The 18,916-nt window shown below is 67.2% G+C and carries 13 protein-coding genes; 1 reads left to right on the top strand and 12 read right to left on the bottom strand.

Translation table 11 applies throughout. From position 1 onward, the window contains the following. Window positions 1–155: 155 nt before the first annotated feature. From fusA to rplJ, 9 genes are all read right to left on the bottom strand, one after another. Entirely contained in the window at window positions 156–2,252 is a 2,097-nt protein-coding gene (gene fusA, locus ACIA8K_RS08995; RefSeq protein WP_396056583.1) for an elongation factor G, read from the bottom strand. Window positions 2,253–2,376: 124 nt separating this feature from the next. After that, the gene (gene rpsG / locus ACIA8K_RS08990; protein WP_396056581.1) at window positions 2,377–2,847 is read right to left on the bottom strand and encodes a 30S ribosomal protein S7; all 471 of its coding nucleotides are present in this window, start codon (window positions 2,845–2,847) and stop codon (window positions 2,377–2,379) included. 1 nt (window position 2,848) lies between these two features. Next, entirely contained in the window at window positions 2,849–3,223 is a 375-nt protein-coding gene (rpsL, locus tag ACIA8K_RS08985; protein ID WP_033342866.1) for a 30S ribosomal protein S12, read from the bottom strand. A 534-nt stretch (window positions 3,224–3,757) separates the two neighbouring features. After that, on the bottom strand, window positions 3,758–4,252 hold the full coding sequence (locus ACIA8K_RS08980) for a hypothetical protein (protein WP_396056579.1): 495 nt from the start codon (window positions 4,250–4,252) through the stop codon (window positions 3,758–3,760). Between the two features lie 992 nt (window positions 4,253–5,244). Then, a complete protein-coding gene (locus ACIA8K_RS08975; protein WP_396056577.1) occupies window positions 5,245–5,616 on the bottom strand; it encodes a hypothetical protein in 372 nt (123 codons plus the stop codon). A 100-nt stretch (window positions 5,617–5,716) separates the two neighbouring features. Next, window positions 5,717–9,607: a DNA-directed RNA polymerase subunit beta' gene (locus ACIA8K_RS08970; protein WP_396056575.1), complete on the bottom strand. Its 3,891-nt coding sequence runs from the start codon at window positions 9,605–9,607 to the stop codon at window positions 5,717–5,719. 124 nt (window positions 9,608–9,731) lie between these two features. Beyond that, window positions 9,732–13,163: a DNA-directed RNA polymerase subunit beta gene (locus tag ACIA8K_RS08965; RefSeq protein ID WP_396056573.1), complete on the bottom strand. Its 3,432-nt coding sequence runs from the start codon at window positions 13,161–13,163 to the stop codon at window positions 9,732–9,734. A 673-nt stretch (window positions 13,164–13,836) separates the two neighbouring features. Beyond that, window positions 13,837–14,220, bottom strand: a complete 384-nt coding sequence (gene rplL, locus ACIA8K_RS08960) for a 50S ribosomal protein L7/L12 (RefSeq protein ID WP_396056571.1) — start codon at window positions 14,218–14,220, stop codon at window positions 13,837–13,839. Window positions 14,221–14,304: 84 nt separating this feature from the next. Beyond that, a complete protein-coding gene (gene rplJ, locus ACIA8K_RS08955; protein WP_396056569.1) occupies window positions 14,305–14,850 on the bottom strand; it encodes a 50S ribosomal protein L10 in 546 nt (181 codons plus the stop codon). 347 nt (window positions 14,851–15,197) lie between these two features. Here rplJ and ACIA8K_RS08950 point away from each other — a divergent pair, with 347 nt between their 5' ends. Continuing rightward, window positions 15,198–16,427 (top strand): mannosyltransferase family protein, encoded by a 1,230-nt coding sequence (locus ACIA8K_RS08950; protein WP_396056567.1) that lies wholly within the window; start codon window positions 15,198–15,200, stop codon window positions 16,425–16,427. A 212-nt stretch (window positions 16,428–16,639) separates the two neighbouring features. Here ACIA8K_RS08950 and rplA read toward each other — a convergent pair whose 3' ends face one another. The 3 genes from rplA to nusG all read right to left on the bottom strand — a co-directional run bounded on the left by rplA (window position 16,640) and on the right by nusG (window position 18,901). Further along, on the bottom strand, window positions 16,640–17,350 hold the full coding sequence (rplA, locus tag ACIA8K_RS08945; RefSeq protein ID WP_396056565.1) for a 50S ribosomal protein L1: 711 nt from the start codon (window positions 17,348–17,350) through the stop codon (window positions 16,640–16,642). Between the two features lie 161 nt (window positions 17,351–17,511). Next, window positions 17,512–17,946 (bottom strand): 50S ribosomal protein L11, encoded by a 435-nt coding sequence (gene rplK / locus ACIA8K_RS08940; RefSeq protein ID WP_396056563.1) that lies wholly within the window; start codon window positions 17,944–17,946, stop codon window positions 17,512–17,514. Window positions 17,947–18,145: 199 nt separating this feature from the next. Further along, the gene (gene nusG / locus ACIA8K_RS08935; RefSeq protein WP_396056561.1) at window positions 18,146–18,901 is read right to left on the bottom strand and encodes a transcription termination/antitermination protein NusG; all 756 of its coding nucleotides are present in this window, start codon (window positions 18,899–18,901) and stop codon (window positions 18,146–18,148) included. Window positions 18,902–18,916 lie beyond the last annotated feature (15 nt).

The following is an 18,916-nucleotide window of genomic DNA, read 5'->3' as shown; positions in this document are numbered from 1 at the left end:
TCGTCATCCGCGATGTCGGCTGGGACGCCGCGGACATTGTCGACTGTGCGCCACGGGCCGGATTCACATCCGACCCGTGACACTGCGGTCTTTGAGGCCGCTTCGGCCGTCAGGCCAGGTCTCACGCAGCCCGCCGAGGCGGGCCTGGGGCGGAACTACTCCCCGGTCGCCTTGGCGATGATTTCCTTCGCCACGCTGTTCGGAACCTCAGCGTAGGAATCGAACTGCATGCTGTAGCTCGCCCGGCCCTGGGTCTTCGACCGCAGGTCGCCGACGTAGCCGAACATCTCCGACAGCGGCACCTGGGCGCGGACGACGCGAGCGCCGCTCCGCTCCTCCATGGCCTGGATGATGCCGCGGCGGGAGTTGAGGTCGCCGATGACGTCACCCATGTTCTCCTCAGGAGTGGTGACCTCCACGGCCATCATCGGCTCGAGCAGCGCGGGGTCGGCCTTGCGGGCCGCCTCCTTGAGCGCCATCGAGCCGGCGATCTTGAACGCCATCTCGGACGAGTCGACCTCGTGGTACTGACCGTCGACAAGCGTGAACTTCACGCCGACCAGCGGGTAGCCCGCGAGGATGCCGTACTGCATGGCGTCCTGCGCACCGGCGTCGACCGAAGGGATGAACTCCTTCGGGATGCGACCGCCGGAGACCGCGTTGACGAACTCGTACGTCGGGCCGTCGTTGGTCAGCGGCAGCGGCTCAAGGGCGACGATGACGCGGGCGTACTGACCCGAACCACCGGTCTGCTTCTTGTGCGTGTACTCGACCTTCTCCACCTTGCGGCGGACGGTCTCGCGGTACGCGACCTGCGGCTTGCCGACGTTGGCCTCGACGTTGAACTCGCGGCGCATGCGGTCCACCAGGATGTCCAGGTGGAGCTCGCCCATGCCGGAGATGACCGTCTGACCGGTCTCCTCGTCGTTACGGACGCGGAAGGTCGGGTCCTCCTCGGCCAGACGCTGGATCGCGGTGCCCAGCTTCTCCTGGTCCGACTTGGTCTTCGGCTCGATCGCCACCGAGATGACCGGCTCCGGGAACGTCATCGACTCGAGGATGACCGGGTTCGCCGGGTCGCACAGGGTGTCACCGGTGGTGGTCTGCTTCAGACCCTGGACGGCGATGATGTCGCCGGCCTGCGCCGTCGGGCGCTCCTCACGCTTGTTCGCGTGCATCTGGTAGATCTTGCCGATCCGCTCCTTGCGGTCCTTGGTGGAGTTGACCACCTGGGAACCGGAGTCGAGCGTGCCGGAGTAGACCCGGACGTACGTGAGCTTGCCGAGGTGCTTGTCGGTCTGGATCTTGAAGGCCAGGCCGGAGAAGGGCTCCGAGTTGGACGGCTTCCGCAGCAGCGGGGTCTCGCCGTCGGTCTTGGTGCCCTCGATCGCGGGGATGTCCAGCGGCGACGGGAGGTAGTCCACCACGGCGTCGAGCATGGGCTGAACGCCCTTGTTCTTGAACGCCGAACCGGTGAGCACCGGGTTCGCCTTGCCGGAAATCGTGGCGCGGCGGATGCCGGCCTTGATCTCCTCGATCGAGAGCTCCTCGCCCTCCAGGTACTTCTCCATGACGGCGTCGTCGTTCTCGGCGAGCGTCTCCAGGAGCTGCGTACGCCAGAGCTCGGCGTCGTCCTGCAGGTCGGCCGGGATCTCCTCGATCGCGTAGTCATCACCCTTCTGGGTCTCACCGCGCCAGGTGAGAGCCTTCATGGTGATCAGGTCCACGACGCCGATGAAGTCCGACTCGTTGCCGATCGGGATCTGCAGCACAAGCGTGGTGGCGTTCAGCCGGTCCTTCATCATCTGCACGCAGCGGAAGAAGTCGGCGCCGGTACGGTCCAGCTTGTTGACGAAGCACATACGCGGAACGTTGTACTTGTCGGCCTGCCGCCAGACGTTCTCGGTCTGCGGCTCCACGCCGGCGACGCCGTCGTAGACCGCCACCGCGCCGTCCAGGACCCGCAGCGACCGCTCGACCTCGACCGTGAAGTCGACGTGGCCGGGCGTGTCGATGATCTGGATCGTGTGGCCCTTCCACTCGCACTTCGTCGCGGCGGAGGTGATGGTGATGCCCCGCTCCTGCTCCTGCTCCATCCAGTCCATGACCGCGGCGCCCTCGTGGACCTCGCCGATCTTGTACGTGATGCCGGTGTAGAAGAGGATCCGCTCAGTAGTCGTGGTCTTGCCGGCATCGATGTGCGCCATGATGCCGATGTTGCGTACGTTGGCGAGCGCGTCTGCGGCGGCCACTTTAATCCCTACTTCGTCGTCTCGTCGGGTTGCTGAATCACCCGGTAGCACCGGATGACAGTGCGCCGGATGATCCAGCGGTGTGCCCGGCAACCGGTGCGAGACCGGCGCCGGGCGGCTGGGGTTACCAGCGGTAGTGCGCGAAGGCCTTGTTCGACTCGGCCATCTTGTGCGTGTCCTCACGACGCTTCACAGCGGCACCCAGGCCGTTGCTGGCGTCGAGCAGCTCGTTCTGCAGCCGCTCGATCATGGTCTTCTCGCGGCGGGCCTTGGAGTACGTGGTCAGCCAGCGCAGACCCAGCGTGAGGGCGCGGGTCGGGCGGACCTCCACCGGCACCTGGTAGGTCGCGCCACCGACACGGCGGCTGCGGACCTCGAGGGTCGGCTTGACGTTGTCCATGGCGCGCTTCAGCGTGACGACCGGGTCGGTACCGGTCTTCTCACGGCAGCCCTCAAGGGCGCCGTACACGATGCGCTCGGCAAGCGCGCGCTTGCCATCCGCCAGGATCTTGTTCACAAGCTGCGTGACGAGCGGCGAGTTGTAAACCGGGTCCGGCGTCAGCGGCCGACGGGGAGCGGGGCCCTTACGCGGCATGTCAGCTCTTCTCCTTCTTCGCGCCGTAACGGCTGCGGGCCTGCTTGCGGTTACGCACACCCTGGGTGTCGAGCGAACCGCGGATGATCTTGTAGCGAACGCCCGGCAGGTCCTTCACGCGACCGCCACGCACGAGCACGATCGAGTGCTCCTGCAGGTTGTGACCCACACCGGGGATGTACGCGGTCACCTCGATCTGGCTGCTGAGCTTCACACGAGCGACCTTGCGCAGCGCCGAGTTGGGCTTCTTCGGGGTGGTGGTGTAGACGCGCGTGCAGACTCCGCGACGCTGGGGACTCCCCTTCAGCGCCGGCGTCTTGGTCTTACTCGTCTTCGCCTGGCGGCCCTTGCGGACCAGCTGCTGGATCGTGGGCACCGGGTACTCCGCTCCCTGTCCTATCCGGACCTGATTTCTCGGCCCGTAAAAGTTCCGTGGCGGCCGCCCCTGTGGCGACCGAACCATCTGTCTTACCTGCCCGGCTGCGCCGGTCTTGCCAGTTCCTACGGTCGGGGAGCCTGCTTGAGGTAGGCCTCCCGACCCCCGCGGTCGGGCGTGTCGCCCGGCGTTACGGTCGCGCGGAGAAGACTCGCGCTGGTCTGCCGTTGTCGTGGAGCGCATCGTCGGAACGGCGCACGCACAAGTTGCCCGGGCGAACCCGGGCACGAAGGGAAAGAGTACCCACCGTGAGGGCGTCGGTCAAAACCGGATGGCAAGGAGAACTATCTCCCCACTGCATTGACTCCCAACGAATCTCCGGCTTTGGACCTTGCCGCAGGAATCTCTGAAACCTCTCAAGACCCTGAAGCTGGCACCATCAGCGACGAACCACTCTGCAACGACAAGCATACCCGGTCCCCAGGGACGCCATTCACTGACTCCCTACATGCCCGCGGCCTGCCGGGCAAGTACCTACGACAGGCCCAGGATCACGACGATCAGCAGGGCCAGCAGCGCCACCGCAGCCCCACCGCCACCGCAGGACAGACCCGCGATCGCCAGCCCGCGCCCGCTGAACCGGATCGACGACGCCTCGGCCGGCCGGCGGATCTGCCGCAGCGCGCCGAAGCCCTGCACAAGCGACCCCGCGCCCGCAATCACCGACAGCAACGCGAACGCGCCGGCGACAAGCGCACCCCAGCCACTCTCCGCGCCCAGCAGCCCGAAACACACCACCGCGAACGACACCAGCAGCGCCACGATGCCGGTGATCAGCGAACCGATCGCCAGCCCGGACACCACAGACGGCACCTCCAGATGCACCACCGCGAACGGCGTCTCCGCCACCGGCTCCACCCGCTCCGCACGCCCCCAGCCCTCCTTCGGCGGCGGCGGACCCCCAAACCCATTCACACCCATCTGGGGGTACGGCGAGAGCGGCGGCCCGGCCGGCACAGGCGCAGCCACGGCCCCCGCATAGCCATAGGCCGGAGGTGGGGCCGCAGCGGGCGGATACCCCTGCGGCGGCGCGCCCTGATAAACCGGATACGGCGGCGTCGCACCCTGAAAACCCTGATATCCGGGGTACGCCCCGGGAGGACCGGCATACCCGGGGTACTGACTCGGGTAGGGCTGCTGACCGGGGTAGGGCTGCTGACCCGGGTAAGCCTGCTGACCCGAGTAGTGAGGCGCACCCGGGTAGTGCGGCGGCTGAGTCGAGTAAGGCTGCTGACCCGGATACGGCTGCTGACCCGGGTAGGGCTGCTGACCCGGGTAGGCCGGGTGCTGCCCCGGATACCCCTGATACGCCGCGGGCTGTCCCGGGTACCCCTGCTGAACCGGATACCCGGGGTACGCCGACTGGCCGTACCCGGGATGCGGAGATCCCGGATAGGGCGGATAGCCAGGGTACTGCTGCCCCGGCCCCGGTGCGGGCGGGTAAACCGCCGGCCGGCCTCCGGCCTGATACTGCTGCGCCTGCCCTGTAGCCGGCGGCTGCTCCACCGGGGACACGGACGGCGGCTGCTCCACGGGGGACACGGACGGCGGCTGCCATCCCGAGGCGGCGAACGGCGCCTGCTCTCCCGCTGCGGGGGATGGCGGCCGCTGCGCCTGGGCCGCGAATGGCGGCTGCTGGGCCACGCCCGCCGATGGCGGCTGCTGCTCCGAGCCCGCGGATGGCGACTGCTGCTCCGAGCCCGCCGAAGGCGGCTGCTGGGCCGCGCCCGCGGATGGCGACTGCTGCTCCGAGCCCGCCGAAGGCGGCGTCACATCCGGTGCCGGAGCGGAGCCGTCCGCCTGCGGCTCGGAGCCGGGCCGCTGCCACACGGAGTCGTAGCCCCCGCCCTGCGGCTGTTCGGTCACGCCTCTGTTCTCCTCCCACTGTCCCCGCGGTCGCCGCGGGGCCACCCGTGCATCGAGGGCGCCCGCCGAGCATGGCACAGCGAGCCGCGCTCGTGTCAGTCGATGCCCGGCCCGAAGTCCTGCAGCGGTGCGTTCGCATAGTTGAAGATCGCCACGACCAGGGTCGCCACCAGCGCGCAGATCGCAAACGTGATGCCGAGCCAGGCGAGTGCCACGCCGCGGCGGATCCACACGCCGCCGGTCAGGTAGCCGCCGGACGCGTAGGCCTCCCGCTCGGCCTCCCGGGCCAGCAGCAGCGCGATCACGCCCGGCACCAGGCCGCCGACCAGCGGGCCGGTGAAGAGCGCGATCAGCCCGAGCGCGAACACCGTAGGCGCCTTGGTGGAGCGCACCGGCTCCGGGTCGAGCGGATGCCGCCCGGGCCCGACCATCAGCGGCCCGCCGGGCAGCTGCTGAGGAAAGCTCATGGGTCCATCATCCCTCGTGATCTCCACACAAAGCACCGGAGGCGGGGACGCATCACGCGTCCCCGCCTCCGGCGGTGGTTCAACTGACTAGATCAGCAGCTCAGCGGTACGACCCGAAGTCGAAGTCGTCGAGCGGCACTGCCTGCCCGCTGGCCGGTCCGAAGCCGTAGTCGGTCTCGGGGTACCCGGTCATCGAGTAGACCTTGGCCTTCGCCTCCTCGGTCGGCTCGACCCGGACCGCGCGGTACTTGGAGATACCGGTACCGGCCGGGATGAGCTTACCGATGATCACGTTCTCCTTCAGGCCCACGAGCGAGTCGCTACGCGAGTTGATCGCCGCGTCGGTGAGGACGCGGGTCGTCTCCTGGAAGGAGGCCGCCGACAGCCACGAGTCCGTGGCCAGCGACGCCTTCGTGATGCCCATGAGCTGGGGACGGCCGGCGGCCGGCTCCCCACCCTCGGCGACCAGGCGGCGGTTCTCCGACTCGAAGAGCGCGCGGTCGACGAGCAGGCCCGGCAGGAACTCGGTGGAGCCCGAGTCGATGACGGTGACCCGCTTGAGCATCTGGCGAATGATGATCTCGATGTGCTTGTCGTGGATCAGCACACCCTGCGAGCGGTAGACCTGCTGGACCTCGGAGGTCAGGTGGACCTGAACCGCGCGCGGGCCGAGGATGCGGAGCAGCTCGTGCGGGTCGATGGTGCCCTCGGTCAGCTTCTCGCCGACCTGCACGTGCTCGCCGTCCTGGCGACGGAGCTTGGACCGCTTGGAGATCTTGTCGTAGACGATCTCCTCGCTGCCGTCGTCCGGCACAACGATGATCTTGCGAATGCGCTCGCCGTCCTCGATCCGGACGCGTCCGGGAGTGTCCGCGATCGGCGCCTTGCCCTTGGGCACACGCGCCTCGAAGATCTCCTGGACACGCGGCAGACCCTGGGTGATGTCCTCACCCGCGACGCCACCGGTGTGGAAGGTACGCATCGTCAGCTGCGTGCCGGGCTCACCGATCGACTGGGCCGCGATGATGCCGACGGCCTCGCCGACGTCCACGGTCTTGCCGGTCGGCAGCGAACGGCCGTAGCAGGCCGCGCAGACGCCCAGCTTCGACTCGCAGGTGAGCACGGAGCGCACCCGGACCGACTCGACGCCGGCCGCGTACAGCTTGTCGACCATGATCGAGTTGATGTCCTCGCCGCGCGAGGCCACCACGACGCCGTCGGGGCCGGTGATGGTGTCCGCGAGCGTACGGGCGTGCACCCCGGTCTCGGCGTGCTCGTGGATGACAAGCGAGCCGTCCGGGAGCCGGTCGGAGACCTGCATCGGGATGGCGCGCTCGGTGCCGCAGTCCTCCTCGCGGATGATCACGTCCTGCGAGACGTCCACCAGACGACGGGTCAGGTAACCCGAGTCGGCGGTACGCAGAGCCGTGTCGGCGAGACCCTTGCGGGCACCGTGCGTGGAGATGAAGTACTCCAGCACGGAGAGACCCTCGCGGTACGAGGCCTTGATCGGGCGCGGGATGATCTCGCCCTTGGGGTTGGCCACCAGACCACGGATCGCGGCGATCTGCCGGAGCTGGAGCAGGTTACCGCGGGCACCCGAGTTGATCATGACCCAGAGCGGGTTGTCCTGCGGGAGCGCAGTGTCCATCTCCTTGGCGACCTCGTTTGTCGCCTTGGTCCAGATCTCGATCAGCTCGCCGCGGCGCTCCTCGGCGGTCATGAGACCACGCTGGTACTGCTTGTCGATCTGCGCGGCCTCCTTCTCGTACCGCTCCAGGATCGCCGGCTTGCCGGGAGGCGCGACGACGTCGCCCATACCGATGGTCACGCCGGACCAGGTCGCCCAGTGGAAACCGGACTCCTTCAGCGCGTCGAGCGTCGCCGCAAGCGTCACCTTCGGGAAGCGCTCGGCGAGGTCGTTCACGATCGCCGAGAGCTGACCCTTGCGGATCTCGTAGTTGACGTAGCGGTAGCCCACCGGGAGCGTCTCGTTGAAGAGGACGCGGCCGAGCGTGGTCTCGACAAGCAGGTTCTGGCCCGGCTCCCAGCCCTCCGGTGCCACCCACTTGTCGGCCTTGGCGCCGTTGTCGACACTGATCACATCGCGCAGGCGGATCTTGACCGGAGCCCCGAGCGCCAGCTCGTTGTTGTCGAAGGCCATCCGCGCCTCGGCGTCCGAGCTGAACACCCGGCCGGCGCCCTTGCCCTTCGGCTTCTCGTGCGTCAGGTGGTAGAGACCGATGACCATGTCCTGGGTGGGCATGGTGACCGGCTTGCCGTCGGACGGCTTGAGGATGTTGTTCGAGGACAGCATCAGGATCCGCGCCTCGGCCTGGGCCTCGGCGGACAGCGGCACGTGGACCGCCATCTGGTCACCGTCGAAGTCCGCGTTGAACGCGGTACACACGAGCGGGTGGATCTGGATGGCCTTGCCCTCGACAAGCCGCGGCTCGAAGGCCTGGATGCCGAGACGGTGCAGCGTCGGCGCACGGTTCAGCAGAACCGGGTGCTCCGTGATGACCTCGTCCAGCACGTCCCACACGACCGGGCGCTGACGCTCGACCATGCGCTTGGCCGACTTGATGTTCTGCGCGTGGTTCAGGTCCACCAGACGCTTCATCACGAACGGCTTGAACAGCTCGAGCGCCATCATGCGGGGCAGGCCACACTGGTGCAGCTTGAGCTGCGGACCCACCACGATGACGGAACGGCCGGAGTAGTCGACGCGCTTGCCGAGCAGGTTCTGGCGGAAGCGGCCCTGCTTGCCCTTGAGCATGTCGGACAGCGACTTCAGCGGGCGGTTACCCGGGCCGGTGACCGGCCGGCCGCGGCGGCCGTTGTCGAACAGCGCGTCGACGGCCTCCTGCAGCATCCGCTTCTCGTTGTTGACGATGATCTCGGGCGCGCCCAGGTCGATCAGGCGCTTCAGCCGGTTGTTCCGGTTGATGACGCGGCGGTACAGATCGTTCAGGTCGGAGGTCGCGAAGCGGCCACCGTCCAGCTGCACCATCGGACGCAGGTCCGGCGGGATGACCGGCACGCAGTCAAGCACCATGCCGAGCGGCGAGTTGCGGGTGTTCAGGAACGCCGCCACGACCTTGAGCCGCTTGAGCGCCCGGATCTTCCGCTGGCCCTTACCGCTGCGGATGATCTCGCGCAGCAGCTCGGCCTCGGCGTCGAGGTCGAGACCCTCGAGGAGGGCCTTGATCGCCTCGGCACCCATGCCGCCGGTGAAGTACTCACCGAAGCGGTCACGCAGCTCGCGGTAGAGCAGCTCGTCCGTGACCAGCTGCTTCTTGTCCAGCTTGCGGAAGGTGTCGAGCACCTCGTCCAGCCGGTCGATCTCGCGCTGGGCACGGTCGCGGATCTGGCGCATCTCGCGCTCGCCGGACTCCTTGACCTTGCGGCGCACGTCGGCCTTGGCGCCTTCCGCCTCCAGCTCGGCAAGGTCCTGCTCGAGCTTGGCGGCGCGCTTCTCGATCTCCGAGTCGCGGCTGTTCTCCGACTGGCGCTTCTCCGCGAAGATCTCGTTCTCGATCGTCGAGAGGTCACGGTGACGCGCCTCGGTGTCGACGGTCGTGATGACGTACGACGCGAAGTAAATGATCTTTTCGAGATCCTTGGGCGCCAGGTCCAGCAGGTAGCCGAGCCGGCTCGGGACACCCTTGAAGTACCAGATGTGGGTCACCGAAGCGGCCAGCTCGATGTGGCCCATGCGCTCACGGCGGACCTTGGACCGGGTCACCTCGACGCCGCAGCGCTCACAGATGATGCCCTTGAACCGGACCCGCTTGTACTTGCCGCAGTAGCACTCCCAGTCCCGCTGAGGACCGAAGATCTTCTCGCAGAAGAGTCCGTCCTTCTCGGGCTTCAGGGTGCGGTAGTTGATCGTCTCAGGCTTCTTGACCTCACCGTGCGACCACTGCCGGATGTCGTCGGCGGTGGCCAGCCCGATGCGGAGCTCGTCGAAGAAGTTGACGTCGAGCACGTTATATATCCCTCGTGTCGTGTCTGTAAGGCAAATGGGCTCCAGGCCTCGGCCTCAGCGGCCGAGAACGGCGGTCCGGCGGACCGGGGCCGGACGAAAAGTCCAGGCCCCGGTCCAGGAACCTCTAGACTTCCTCGACGCTGCTCGGCTCGCGCCGGGACAGGTCGATACCCAGCTCCTCCGCAGCACGGAAAACCTCGTCGTCCGTCTCGCGCATCTCAAGAGCAACGCCGTCGCTGGAGAGCACCTCGACGTTCAGGCACAGCGACTGCAGCTCCTTGAGGAGCACCTTGAAGGACTCCGGGATACCGGGCTCCGGGATGTTCTCGCCCTTGACGATGGCCTCGTAGACCTTCACGCGGCCCAGCACGTCGTCGGACTTGATCGTCAGCAGCTCCTGCAGGGCGTAAGCCGCCCCGTAGGCCTGCATGGCCCAGCACTCCATCTCGCCGAAACGCTGACCACCGAACTGCGCCTTACCACCCAGCGGCTGCTGCGTGATCATCGAGTACGGTCCGGTCGAACGCGCGTGGATCTTGTCGTCGACCAGGTGGTTCAGCTTCAGGATGTAGACGTAGCCGACCGCGATCGCGTCCGGGATCGGCTCACCAGAGCGACCGTCGAACAGCTTGGCCTTGCCGGTCTCGCCGACCAGCTGGACACCGTCACGGTTCGGGAGCGTGCTCCCGAGGAGGCCGCGGATCTCGTCCTCCTGCGCGCCGTCGAAGACCGGCGTCGCCACGTTGGTGTTCGGCTCGCTGACGTGAGCGTCGATCGAACGGAGCGCGCGCTTCCACGGCTCGTCCTCACCCTCGATGTTCCAGCCGGTCTTGGCCACCCACCCGAGGTGGGTCTCCAGGACCTGGCCGATGTTCATACGCGAGGGCACACCCAGCGGGTTGAGCACGATGTCGACAGGCGTGCCGTCCTCAAGGAACGGCATGTCCTCGACCGGCAGGATCTTGGAGATGACGCCCTTGTTGCCGTGCCGGCCAGCGAGCTTGTCACCGTCCTGAATCTTGCGCTTCTGGGCCACGTACACCCGGACCAGCTCGTTCACACCCGGGGGCAGCTCGTCGCCGTCCTCGCGAGAGAACGTCCGGACGCCGATGACCGTGCCGGTCTCGCCGTGCGGCACCTTCAGCGAGGTGTCCCGGACTTCCCGGGCCTTCTCACCGAAGATAGCGCGGAGCAGGCGCTCCTCCGGGGTCAGCTCGGTCTCGCCCTTCGGCGTGACCTTGCCGACCAGGATGTCGCCGGGGACGACCTCGGCGCCGATCCGGATGATGCCCCGCTCGTCCAGGTCAGCAAGCATTTCCTCGCTGACGTTCGGGATGTCGCGGGTGATCTCCTCCGGGCCGAGCTTGGTGTCCCGCGCGTCGACCTCGTGCTCCTCGATGTGGATCGAGGTGAGCACGTCCTGCTGCACGAGGCGCTGCGACAGGATGATCGCGTCCTCGTAGTTGTGACCCTCCCAGGTCATGAACGCGACCAGGAGGTTCCGGCCGAGGGCCATCTCGCCGTCGTCCGTGCACGGACCGTCCGCGATGACCTGGCCGGCCTCGACCCGGTCACCCTCGAACACGGTCGGCTTCTGGTTGACGCAGGAGCCGGCGTTCGAGCGGCGGAACTTGTGCAGCAGATAGGTGCGACGGTGACCGTCGTCCTGGTGGACCGTGATGTAGTCGGCGCAGAGGTCCTCAACCAGACCGCTGACCTCGGCCACGACAACGTCGCCGGCGTCGACCGCGGCACGGTACTCCATGCCGGTACCGACCAGCGGGGCCTCCGCCTTGACCAGCGGCACGGCCTGACGCTGCATGTTCGCGCCCATGAGCGCGCGGTTCGCGTCGTCGTGCTCGAGGAACGGGATCATCGCGGTGGCGACCGAGGTCATCTGCCGCGGCGATACGTCCATGTAGTCGACGGCGGTGCCAGGCACGTAGTCGACCTCACCACCCTTACGGCGAACGAGCACTCGCTCCTCCGCGAAGGTGCCGTCGCTTGAGAGCGGTGCGTTGGCCTGCGCCTTGACGTACCGGTCCTCCTCGTCGGCGGTCAGGTAGTCGATCTCGTCGGTGACGACGCCCTCGACAACCTTCCGGTACGGCGTCTCAATGAAGCCGAACGGGTTGACCCGCGCGAACGTGGAGAGCGCGCCGATCAGGCCGATGTTCGGGCCTTCCGGCGTCTCGATCGGGCACATCCGGCCGTAGTGGGACGGGTGCACGTCACGGACCTCGAAGCCGGCCCGCTCACGGGACAGACCACCCGGGCCCAGCGCCGAGAGGCGCCGGCGGTGGGTCAGACCCGCCAGGGGGTTGGTCTGGTCCATGAACTGGGACAGCTGCGACGTACCGAAGAACTCCTTGATCGCCGCCACCACGGGACGGATGTTGATCAGGGTCTGCGGCGTGATCGCCTCGACGTCCTGGGTCGTCATCCGCTCACGGACGACGCGCTCCATCCGGGACAGGCCCACGCGGACCTGGTTCTGGATGAGCTCGCCGACCGTACGCAGGCGCCGGTTGCCGAAGTGGTCGATGTCGTCAGCCTCGTAGCCGTCCTCACCCGCGTGCAGGCGGGCCAGGTACTCCACGGTGTTGACGATGTCGTCCTCGGTCAGCGTGCCCTTGATGATCGGGACGTCGATCTCGAGCTTCTTGTTGAACTTGTAACGGCCGACCTTTGCCACGTCGTACCTCTTCGGGTTGAAGAAGAGGTTGTCGAGCAGGGTCTGCGCGTTCTCCCGGGTCGGCGGCTCGCCAGGACGGAGCTTGCGGTAGATGTCGAGCAGGGCCTCGTCCTGCCCGGCGATGTGGTCCTTCTCCAGCGTCGTCATGAGCAGCTCGGACCAGCCGAACTTCTCACGGATCTGGTCGGCGGACCACCCGATCGCCTTGAGCAGGACCGTGACGGCCTGCCGGCGCTTGCGGTCGATGCGGACACCGACGGTGTCGCGCTTGTCGATGTCGAACTCCAGCCAGGCACCCCGGGACGGGATGACCTTCACGCTGGTGAGGTCGCGGTCGGACGTCTTGTCCGGCTGCTTGTCGAAGTAGACACCGGGCGACCGGACGAGCTGGCTGACCACGACACGCTCGGTGCCGTTGATGATGAACGTGCCCTTGGGGGTCATCATCGGGAAGTCACCCATGAACACCGTCTGGCTCTTGATCTCGCCAGTGGTGTTGTTGGTGAACTCCGCGGTGACGAACAGCGGGGCACAGTAGGTAAGGTCCTTCTCCTTGCACTCCTCGATCGAGGCCTTGACCTCGTCGAAGCGCGGGGCGGAGAAGGAAAGGGACATCGTGCCGGAGAAGTCCTCGATGGGACTGATCTCGTCGAGGATCTCCGCTAGGCCCGAACGAGCGTTCGGGTCGTCAGCCGATCGGTTCTGCCAAGCGTCGTTGCCGACAAGCCAGTCAAAGGACTCGTTCTGGATTGCCAGGAGGTTAGGAACCTCAAGATGCTCAGTGATCCTGCCGAAAGAGATTCGGCGGGGCGCGAATGCGCTCGACGTACGACTGGTCTTCGCAGGGCGGGAAGCTGCCAAGATGCGTCCTTCCGAGGACCGGTGCTGCAAAACGGCCGTTATGCGCGCACCCCAACTGACCCCGCCAATGTGGAATGACCGGTCTGAGCATTCCAGGGCAGGGCTGTAGTGAGAAGGCAGCGCAAACTAGCAGTGTAGCCGCACGGCTAACCGCTGTCCAGTCCCCCACCACAGGTCGCTGCGGAGCAGGCCGGATGCACCTGAACGGTGCTCGCCGGACCGCTCGGAACGCGGCTGAACTCTGTCGGTTAGTCCCCGGTGTTACCCGGGGCGGGGCCGTCGCAAGCGCGGAAGGTCTTGCTGCCGTTTAGCGTGCCTGCCCCCACAGCTCACGTCAAGAGTTGCGAGGCGGGTCGGCGGCCCGCGATCGGCCTCAAGGGCCTCAACCGGGCCCCAAAAGCCGCAATTGAGTCAATCAGCACCACAGTTTGCACGCTTTGGTGATCACCTGACACGGTCCGCAATCAGACGATGCCCAAGAGCACACCCCCCAGCGTGGGTACGGCCGAGCTGGACCGTCACCGTAGTGGACGCGCGGCAGCCGTGCCGCGGAACCTCCGGCGACCGGGCGACGGGACCGGAACGACGTGACGCGCACCACACCCGGGCGCGATCGGGCACACAAAAGGCGGGCATCTCCGTCGAGACGCCCGCCTTCAGGTGAAACAGGAGATTACTTGAGGGTGACCTTGGCGCCTTCGCCCTCGAGCTTGGCCTTCGCCTTCTCGGCGGTCTCCTTGTTGACCTTCTCCAGGATGGCCTTCGGCGCCGCCTCGACGACGTCCTTGGCCTCCTTCAGGCCCAGGCCGGTCAGCTCGCGCACGACCTTGATGACCTGGATCTTCTTGCCACCGTCGGCCTCGAGGACGACGTCGAACTCGTCCTTCTCCTCCGGGGCCTCGGCAACAGCGCCGGGGCCGGCCGGGCCCGCGATGGCAACCGGGGCAGCCGCGGTCACGTCGAAGGTGGTCTCGAACTCCTTCACGAACTCAGAGAGCTCGATCAGGGTCATCTCCTTGAACGCGTCAAGCAGCTCGCCGGTGCTGAGCTTCGCCATGATGGCGGTCCTTCCTCTTACATCTGCAACACGCGAGTGTGCCCGCGGGTCAGGTCTGGGTGGGTACTACGAGCGCAGAGGGCCTCAGGCGGCCTCCGCGCCCTCCTTCTCACGCTTGTCCTGCAGCGCAGCCGCCGTACGGGCGACCTTCGACAGCGGCGCCTGGAAGAGCGCAGCGGCCTTGCTGAGGTTGGCCTTCATGCCGCCGGCCAGCTTGGCCAGCAGCACCTCACGGGACTCGAGGTCGGCGAGCTTGTTGACCTCGGCGGCCGAGATGGCCTTGCCCTCGAAAACGCCACCCTTGATGACGAGCGCGGGGTTGGCCTTCGCGAACTCACGAAGGCTCTTCGCCGCCTCGACGGGGTCGCCGGTAACGAAGGCGAGCGCGGTAGGACCGGTGAACAGCGTGTCGAGGCCCGAAATGCCCGCGTCCGTCGCAGCACGCTTAGCAAGCGTGTTCTTCGCGACCGCGTAGGTGGTCTCCCGACCCAGCGAGCGCCGCAGCTTGGTCAGCTGCGCGACCGTCAGGCCCCGGTACTCGGTGAGCACGGTGGCGCCCGAGTTCCGGAAGTGGTCCGTGAGCTCGGCGACGGCGTTGGCCTTGTCAGCCCGAACCGGCTTGTCCGCCATGTCCCTCCTCTCTCGATGCTTGCGGCTGGTCTGGCCCGCACAACGAGAAAGCCCCGGCGCAGGTAAGCGCACGGGGCCGGGCGCAACCCCGAAAGGTCACGGCAGAACCGACGTTCAACGCTCGCCCTACGCGGGATGCCCGTCACACGGGTCCTTCGGCCGCACCCTGAAACAGATTGCTTCAGTCGCACGGCAACCAGCGGTCTATGGGTGAATCTCCAACAAGGTTAGCCGCTCGGATCGACATCGCAAAATCCGGGCGCCTCAGATAAATCTTTGGAGAATTTTCGCCGGAATGTCGGCCTGCTCCTTGCCGTCCGGGCGGGAGGCGTCAAGCATGAGCCGCCGTGCCCGCAAAGACACCCACCGAGAGCCCGGCCGACGACAAGGCTGCGGACGAAGCAGCCTCCGTCGGCGCCGAGAGCGCCACGGAGAAGACCTCAGCCGGACAGTCCTGGTGGCCCGCGATCCGCACCGGAGTCGCGGTCTGGGCCACGTCCTACCTGGCCTGGGCCGTCGTCACGCTGTTCACTCAGTTCGGCCGCCCACCCGGTAAGCCGGTCGGCGTCGTCGACCTGATCCGCGCCAGCTGGTGGCAGTACGACGCGAAGATCTTCACCCGGATCGCGCAGGACGGCTACGCCACCAACCCGGTCGACCCGGCGTTTTTCCCGCTCTACCCGATGCTGGTCCGTGCCGCGGATCTGGTCCTGCCGCTCGGCCCGAAGTTCACCCCGGTGTTCGTCGCCGGCGCCGCGATGCTCGTCATGTACGTGCTGCTCTACCGCCTCGCGGAGGTCGAGTTCGGCCGGTTCGTCGCGATCCGGGCGAGCTGGGCGCTGGCCGCCTGGCCGGTCGCCTTCTTCCTCGGGATCGGCTACAACGAGTCGCTCTTCATCGCGCTCATGATCGGCGCGATCTACGCCATGCGACGCGGGCACTGGTGGGTGGCCGGCATGATCGGCGGCCTCGCCTCCGCCACCCGCTCCGTGGGCCTGGTGATGGCGGTCGCGTTCGCCTACGAATACCTGCGCCAGCACGGCTTCAAGTGGCGCTGGAACGTGCTCGCCATCGCGCTGGTCCCGTCCGGCCTGGCCGCCTACATGGGCTACCTGTGGTGGCGCCTCGGCGATCCGCTGATCTTCATGAGTGCGCAGGCGCCCTGGGGCCGCGAGCTGAGCGCGCCGTGGACCGGTTTCGTCAAGGTCATCAAGGTGCTCGGCAGCCAGTCACTTGCCGAGAACAGCACGCTTCACAACCTCTTCGACCTGATCACCGTGCTGGCCATGATCGTGCTGTTGACGCTCTGCTTCGTCGGGCCCTGGAAGATGCGCCGCGACCAGTGGGTGATGCCGCTGCTCGGCGTCGCGCTCCTGCTCTTCACGATCTCGTTCCCGGCCGGCGCGCACCGCAACCAGGCGCTGATGTCCGCGCCGCGGTTCGCGCTGGAGATCTTCCCGGCCTTCCTGCTGCTCGGTCACCTGAAGCAGCTGCCGGTCCAGGTCTATGCGGTGGTCGCGCTGATGCTCCAGGGCGTCATGCTGGCCCACATGTCCGGCGGTGGCTGGGTCGGCTAGACCCGGCCCTCACCAGAGCCCGTCCCGCGGTGGGGCGGGCTCTGTGGCGTCCGGGGTTTTTCGTGACCACCCACGGATCTGAGGCCGCGGGAGCTCGCGGACGGTGACCACGCTGGAAGCGGGACATCTGCTTGTGGGGCCTTTGTGGGTTTGCCTGTGGCATGAAAAAACGCCCCCGGCCGGGTGGGCCGGGGGCGTTCGGGGCGTGCGAGTTACTCGGCGGCCGAGTCCAGGTTCTTCACCACGTTGGGGTCGACCGGGATGCCCGGGCCCATGGTGGTGGTGAAGGTGACCTTCTTCAGGAACTTGCCCTTCGCGGCGGACGGCTTGACCCGGAGGACCTCGTCCAGCGCCGCGGCGTAGTTCTCCACCAGCTGGCCCTCGGTGAAGGAGGCCTTGCCGATGATCAGGTGGAGGTTCGAGTGCTTGTCCACCCGGAAGGTGATCTTGCCGCCCTTGATCTCCGAGACGGCCTTGGTGACGTCCATGGTCACGGTGCCGGTCTTCGGGTTCGGCATCAGGCCGCGCGGGCCCAGGATCCGCGCGATCCGGCCGATCTTCGCCATCTGGTCGGGCGTCGCGATTGCGGCGTCGAAGTCCAGCCAACCGCCCTGGATGCGCGCGACGAGCTCGTCGCTGCCCACGGCGTCCGCACCGGCGGCCTCGGCCTCCTCGGCCTTCGGGCCGGTCGCGAAGACGATCACGCGGACCGTCTTGCCGGTGCCGTGCGGAAGGTTGACCGTGCCGCGGACCATCTGGTCCGCCTTGCGCGGGTCGACGCCGAGGCGCATCGCGACCTCGACGGTGGGGTCGAACTTCGTGGCGGTCGTCGACTTCGCGAGCTTGACCGCCTCGGCGGGGGTGTAGAGCTTCGACTGGTCGATCTGCTCTACGGCCTTCTTGTAAGCCTTGCTCAGTGCCATGTCCGGCGTACTCCTGTGGTCATTGGCGGGCCGCACCGTCGAGGTGCGCCCTCCCACGATTGTGTTGGGGCTCTACTACGAGGATTTCTCAACCTGGTTGTGGTCCGGACTCGGGTCACTCCGACGGGTCGGGCGCCCCGGGCCGGGACAGGTTGAAAAGGTCAGTCCTTGACCGTGATGCCCATCGACCGGGCGGTGCCGGCGATGATCTTCGCGGCCTGCTCGACGTCGTTCGCGTTCAGGTCGGACATCTTCTTCTCGGCGATCTCGAGCAGCTGCGCGCGGCTGACCGAACCGACCTTGGTCGCCTGCGGGACGCCCGAGCCCTTCGGGACACCGGCGGCCTTGAGCAGCAGACGCGCGGCCGGCGGGGTCTTCAGGATGAAGGAGAACGACCGGTCCTCGTACACGCTGATCTCGGCCGGGACGATGTCGCCCCGGTTCGACTCGGTCTGCGCGTTGTAGGCCTTGACGAACTCCATGATGTTCACACCGTGCTGACCCAGCGCGGGGCCGACCGGCGGCGCCGGGGTGGCCTGGCCCGCCGGCAGCTGCAGCGTGAACGTCTTGACCAGCTTCTTCTTCTTCGGAGGCATGTCTCTTCCTGGGCTTCGAATTGCGGCTCTGCTTCGTGCTTCGGCGCATCTGCCGCCGGGACTGCGCCGCTGCCGCCTCGCCTAAGGCGGCTGAACTTCTCTGAGCTTCTGGGGCTCACCGACCGACGGGCACGCCGAAGCGTGCCCGCGGGTCGACATTCAAGACTAGCGCAGACCACGCCGCGCCAGTACGGGGAGGCTAGATCTTCGAGACCTGGTTGAAGTTGAGCTCGACCGGCGTCTCACGACCGAAGATCGAAACCAGCACCTTGAGCTTCTGCTGGTCGGCGTTGATCTCGCTGATCGTCGCCGGAAGCGAGGCGAACGCGCCGTCGGTGACAGTGACGGAGTCGCCCTCCTCGAAGTCGAGGACCCGGATCTCGACCTTGGCCTTCTTCTCCTCCTTCTCCACCGCCGGCACCAGCCACTTCAGCACCTCGTCGAGGGAGAGCGGCGCGGGACGGTCGACCCGGTCGGTCGCGCCGACGAAGCCGGTGACGCCCGGGGTGTTCCGGACACAGGAGTAGGACTCCGGCGACAGGTCCATCCGGACCAGGATGTAGCCGGGGAAGACCTTGGCGCTGATCTGCTGGCGCTTGCCGTTCTTGACCTCGACCTCCTCGCGGACCGGGACCTCCACCTGGTAGATGAAGTCCTCCATGTCCAGCGAGGTGATGCGGGTCTCGAGGTTCGTCTTGACCTTGTTCTCGTAGCCGGCGTACGAGTGCACGACGTACCAGTCGCCGGGCGCGTAACGCAGTTTCTGACGCAGCTCGGCAACCGGGTCGTACTCTTCGTCGTCCTCCGCCGGGGCGGCCGCGACCGGCGCGGACTCGTCCTCCGGCTCGGTGGCGGCCTCGGCCGACTCGTCGTTGGCCGTGGCAGCCTCGCCACTGGCCAGGGCGATCGTCGACTGCTCGTCGGCGCCCTCGGCGGTCTCGTCGTACTCAGGCACGCTTGCTCACTTCCA

It is taken from the genome of Catenuloplanes sp. NPDC051500 (genome assembly GCF_044454585.1).
Lineage (GTDB): Bacteria > Actinomycetota > Actinomycetes > Mycobacteriales > Micromonosporaceae > Catenuloplanes.
This window is presented reverse-complemented; position numbering and strand designations above follow the sequence as displayed.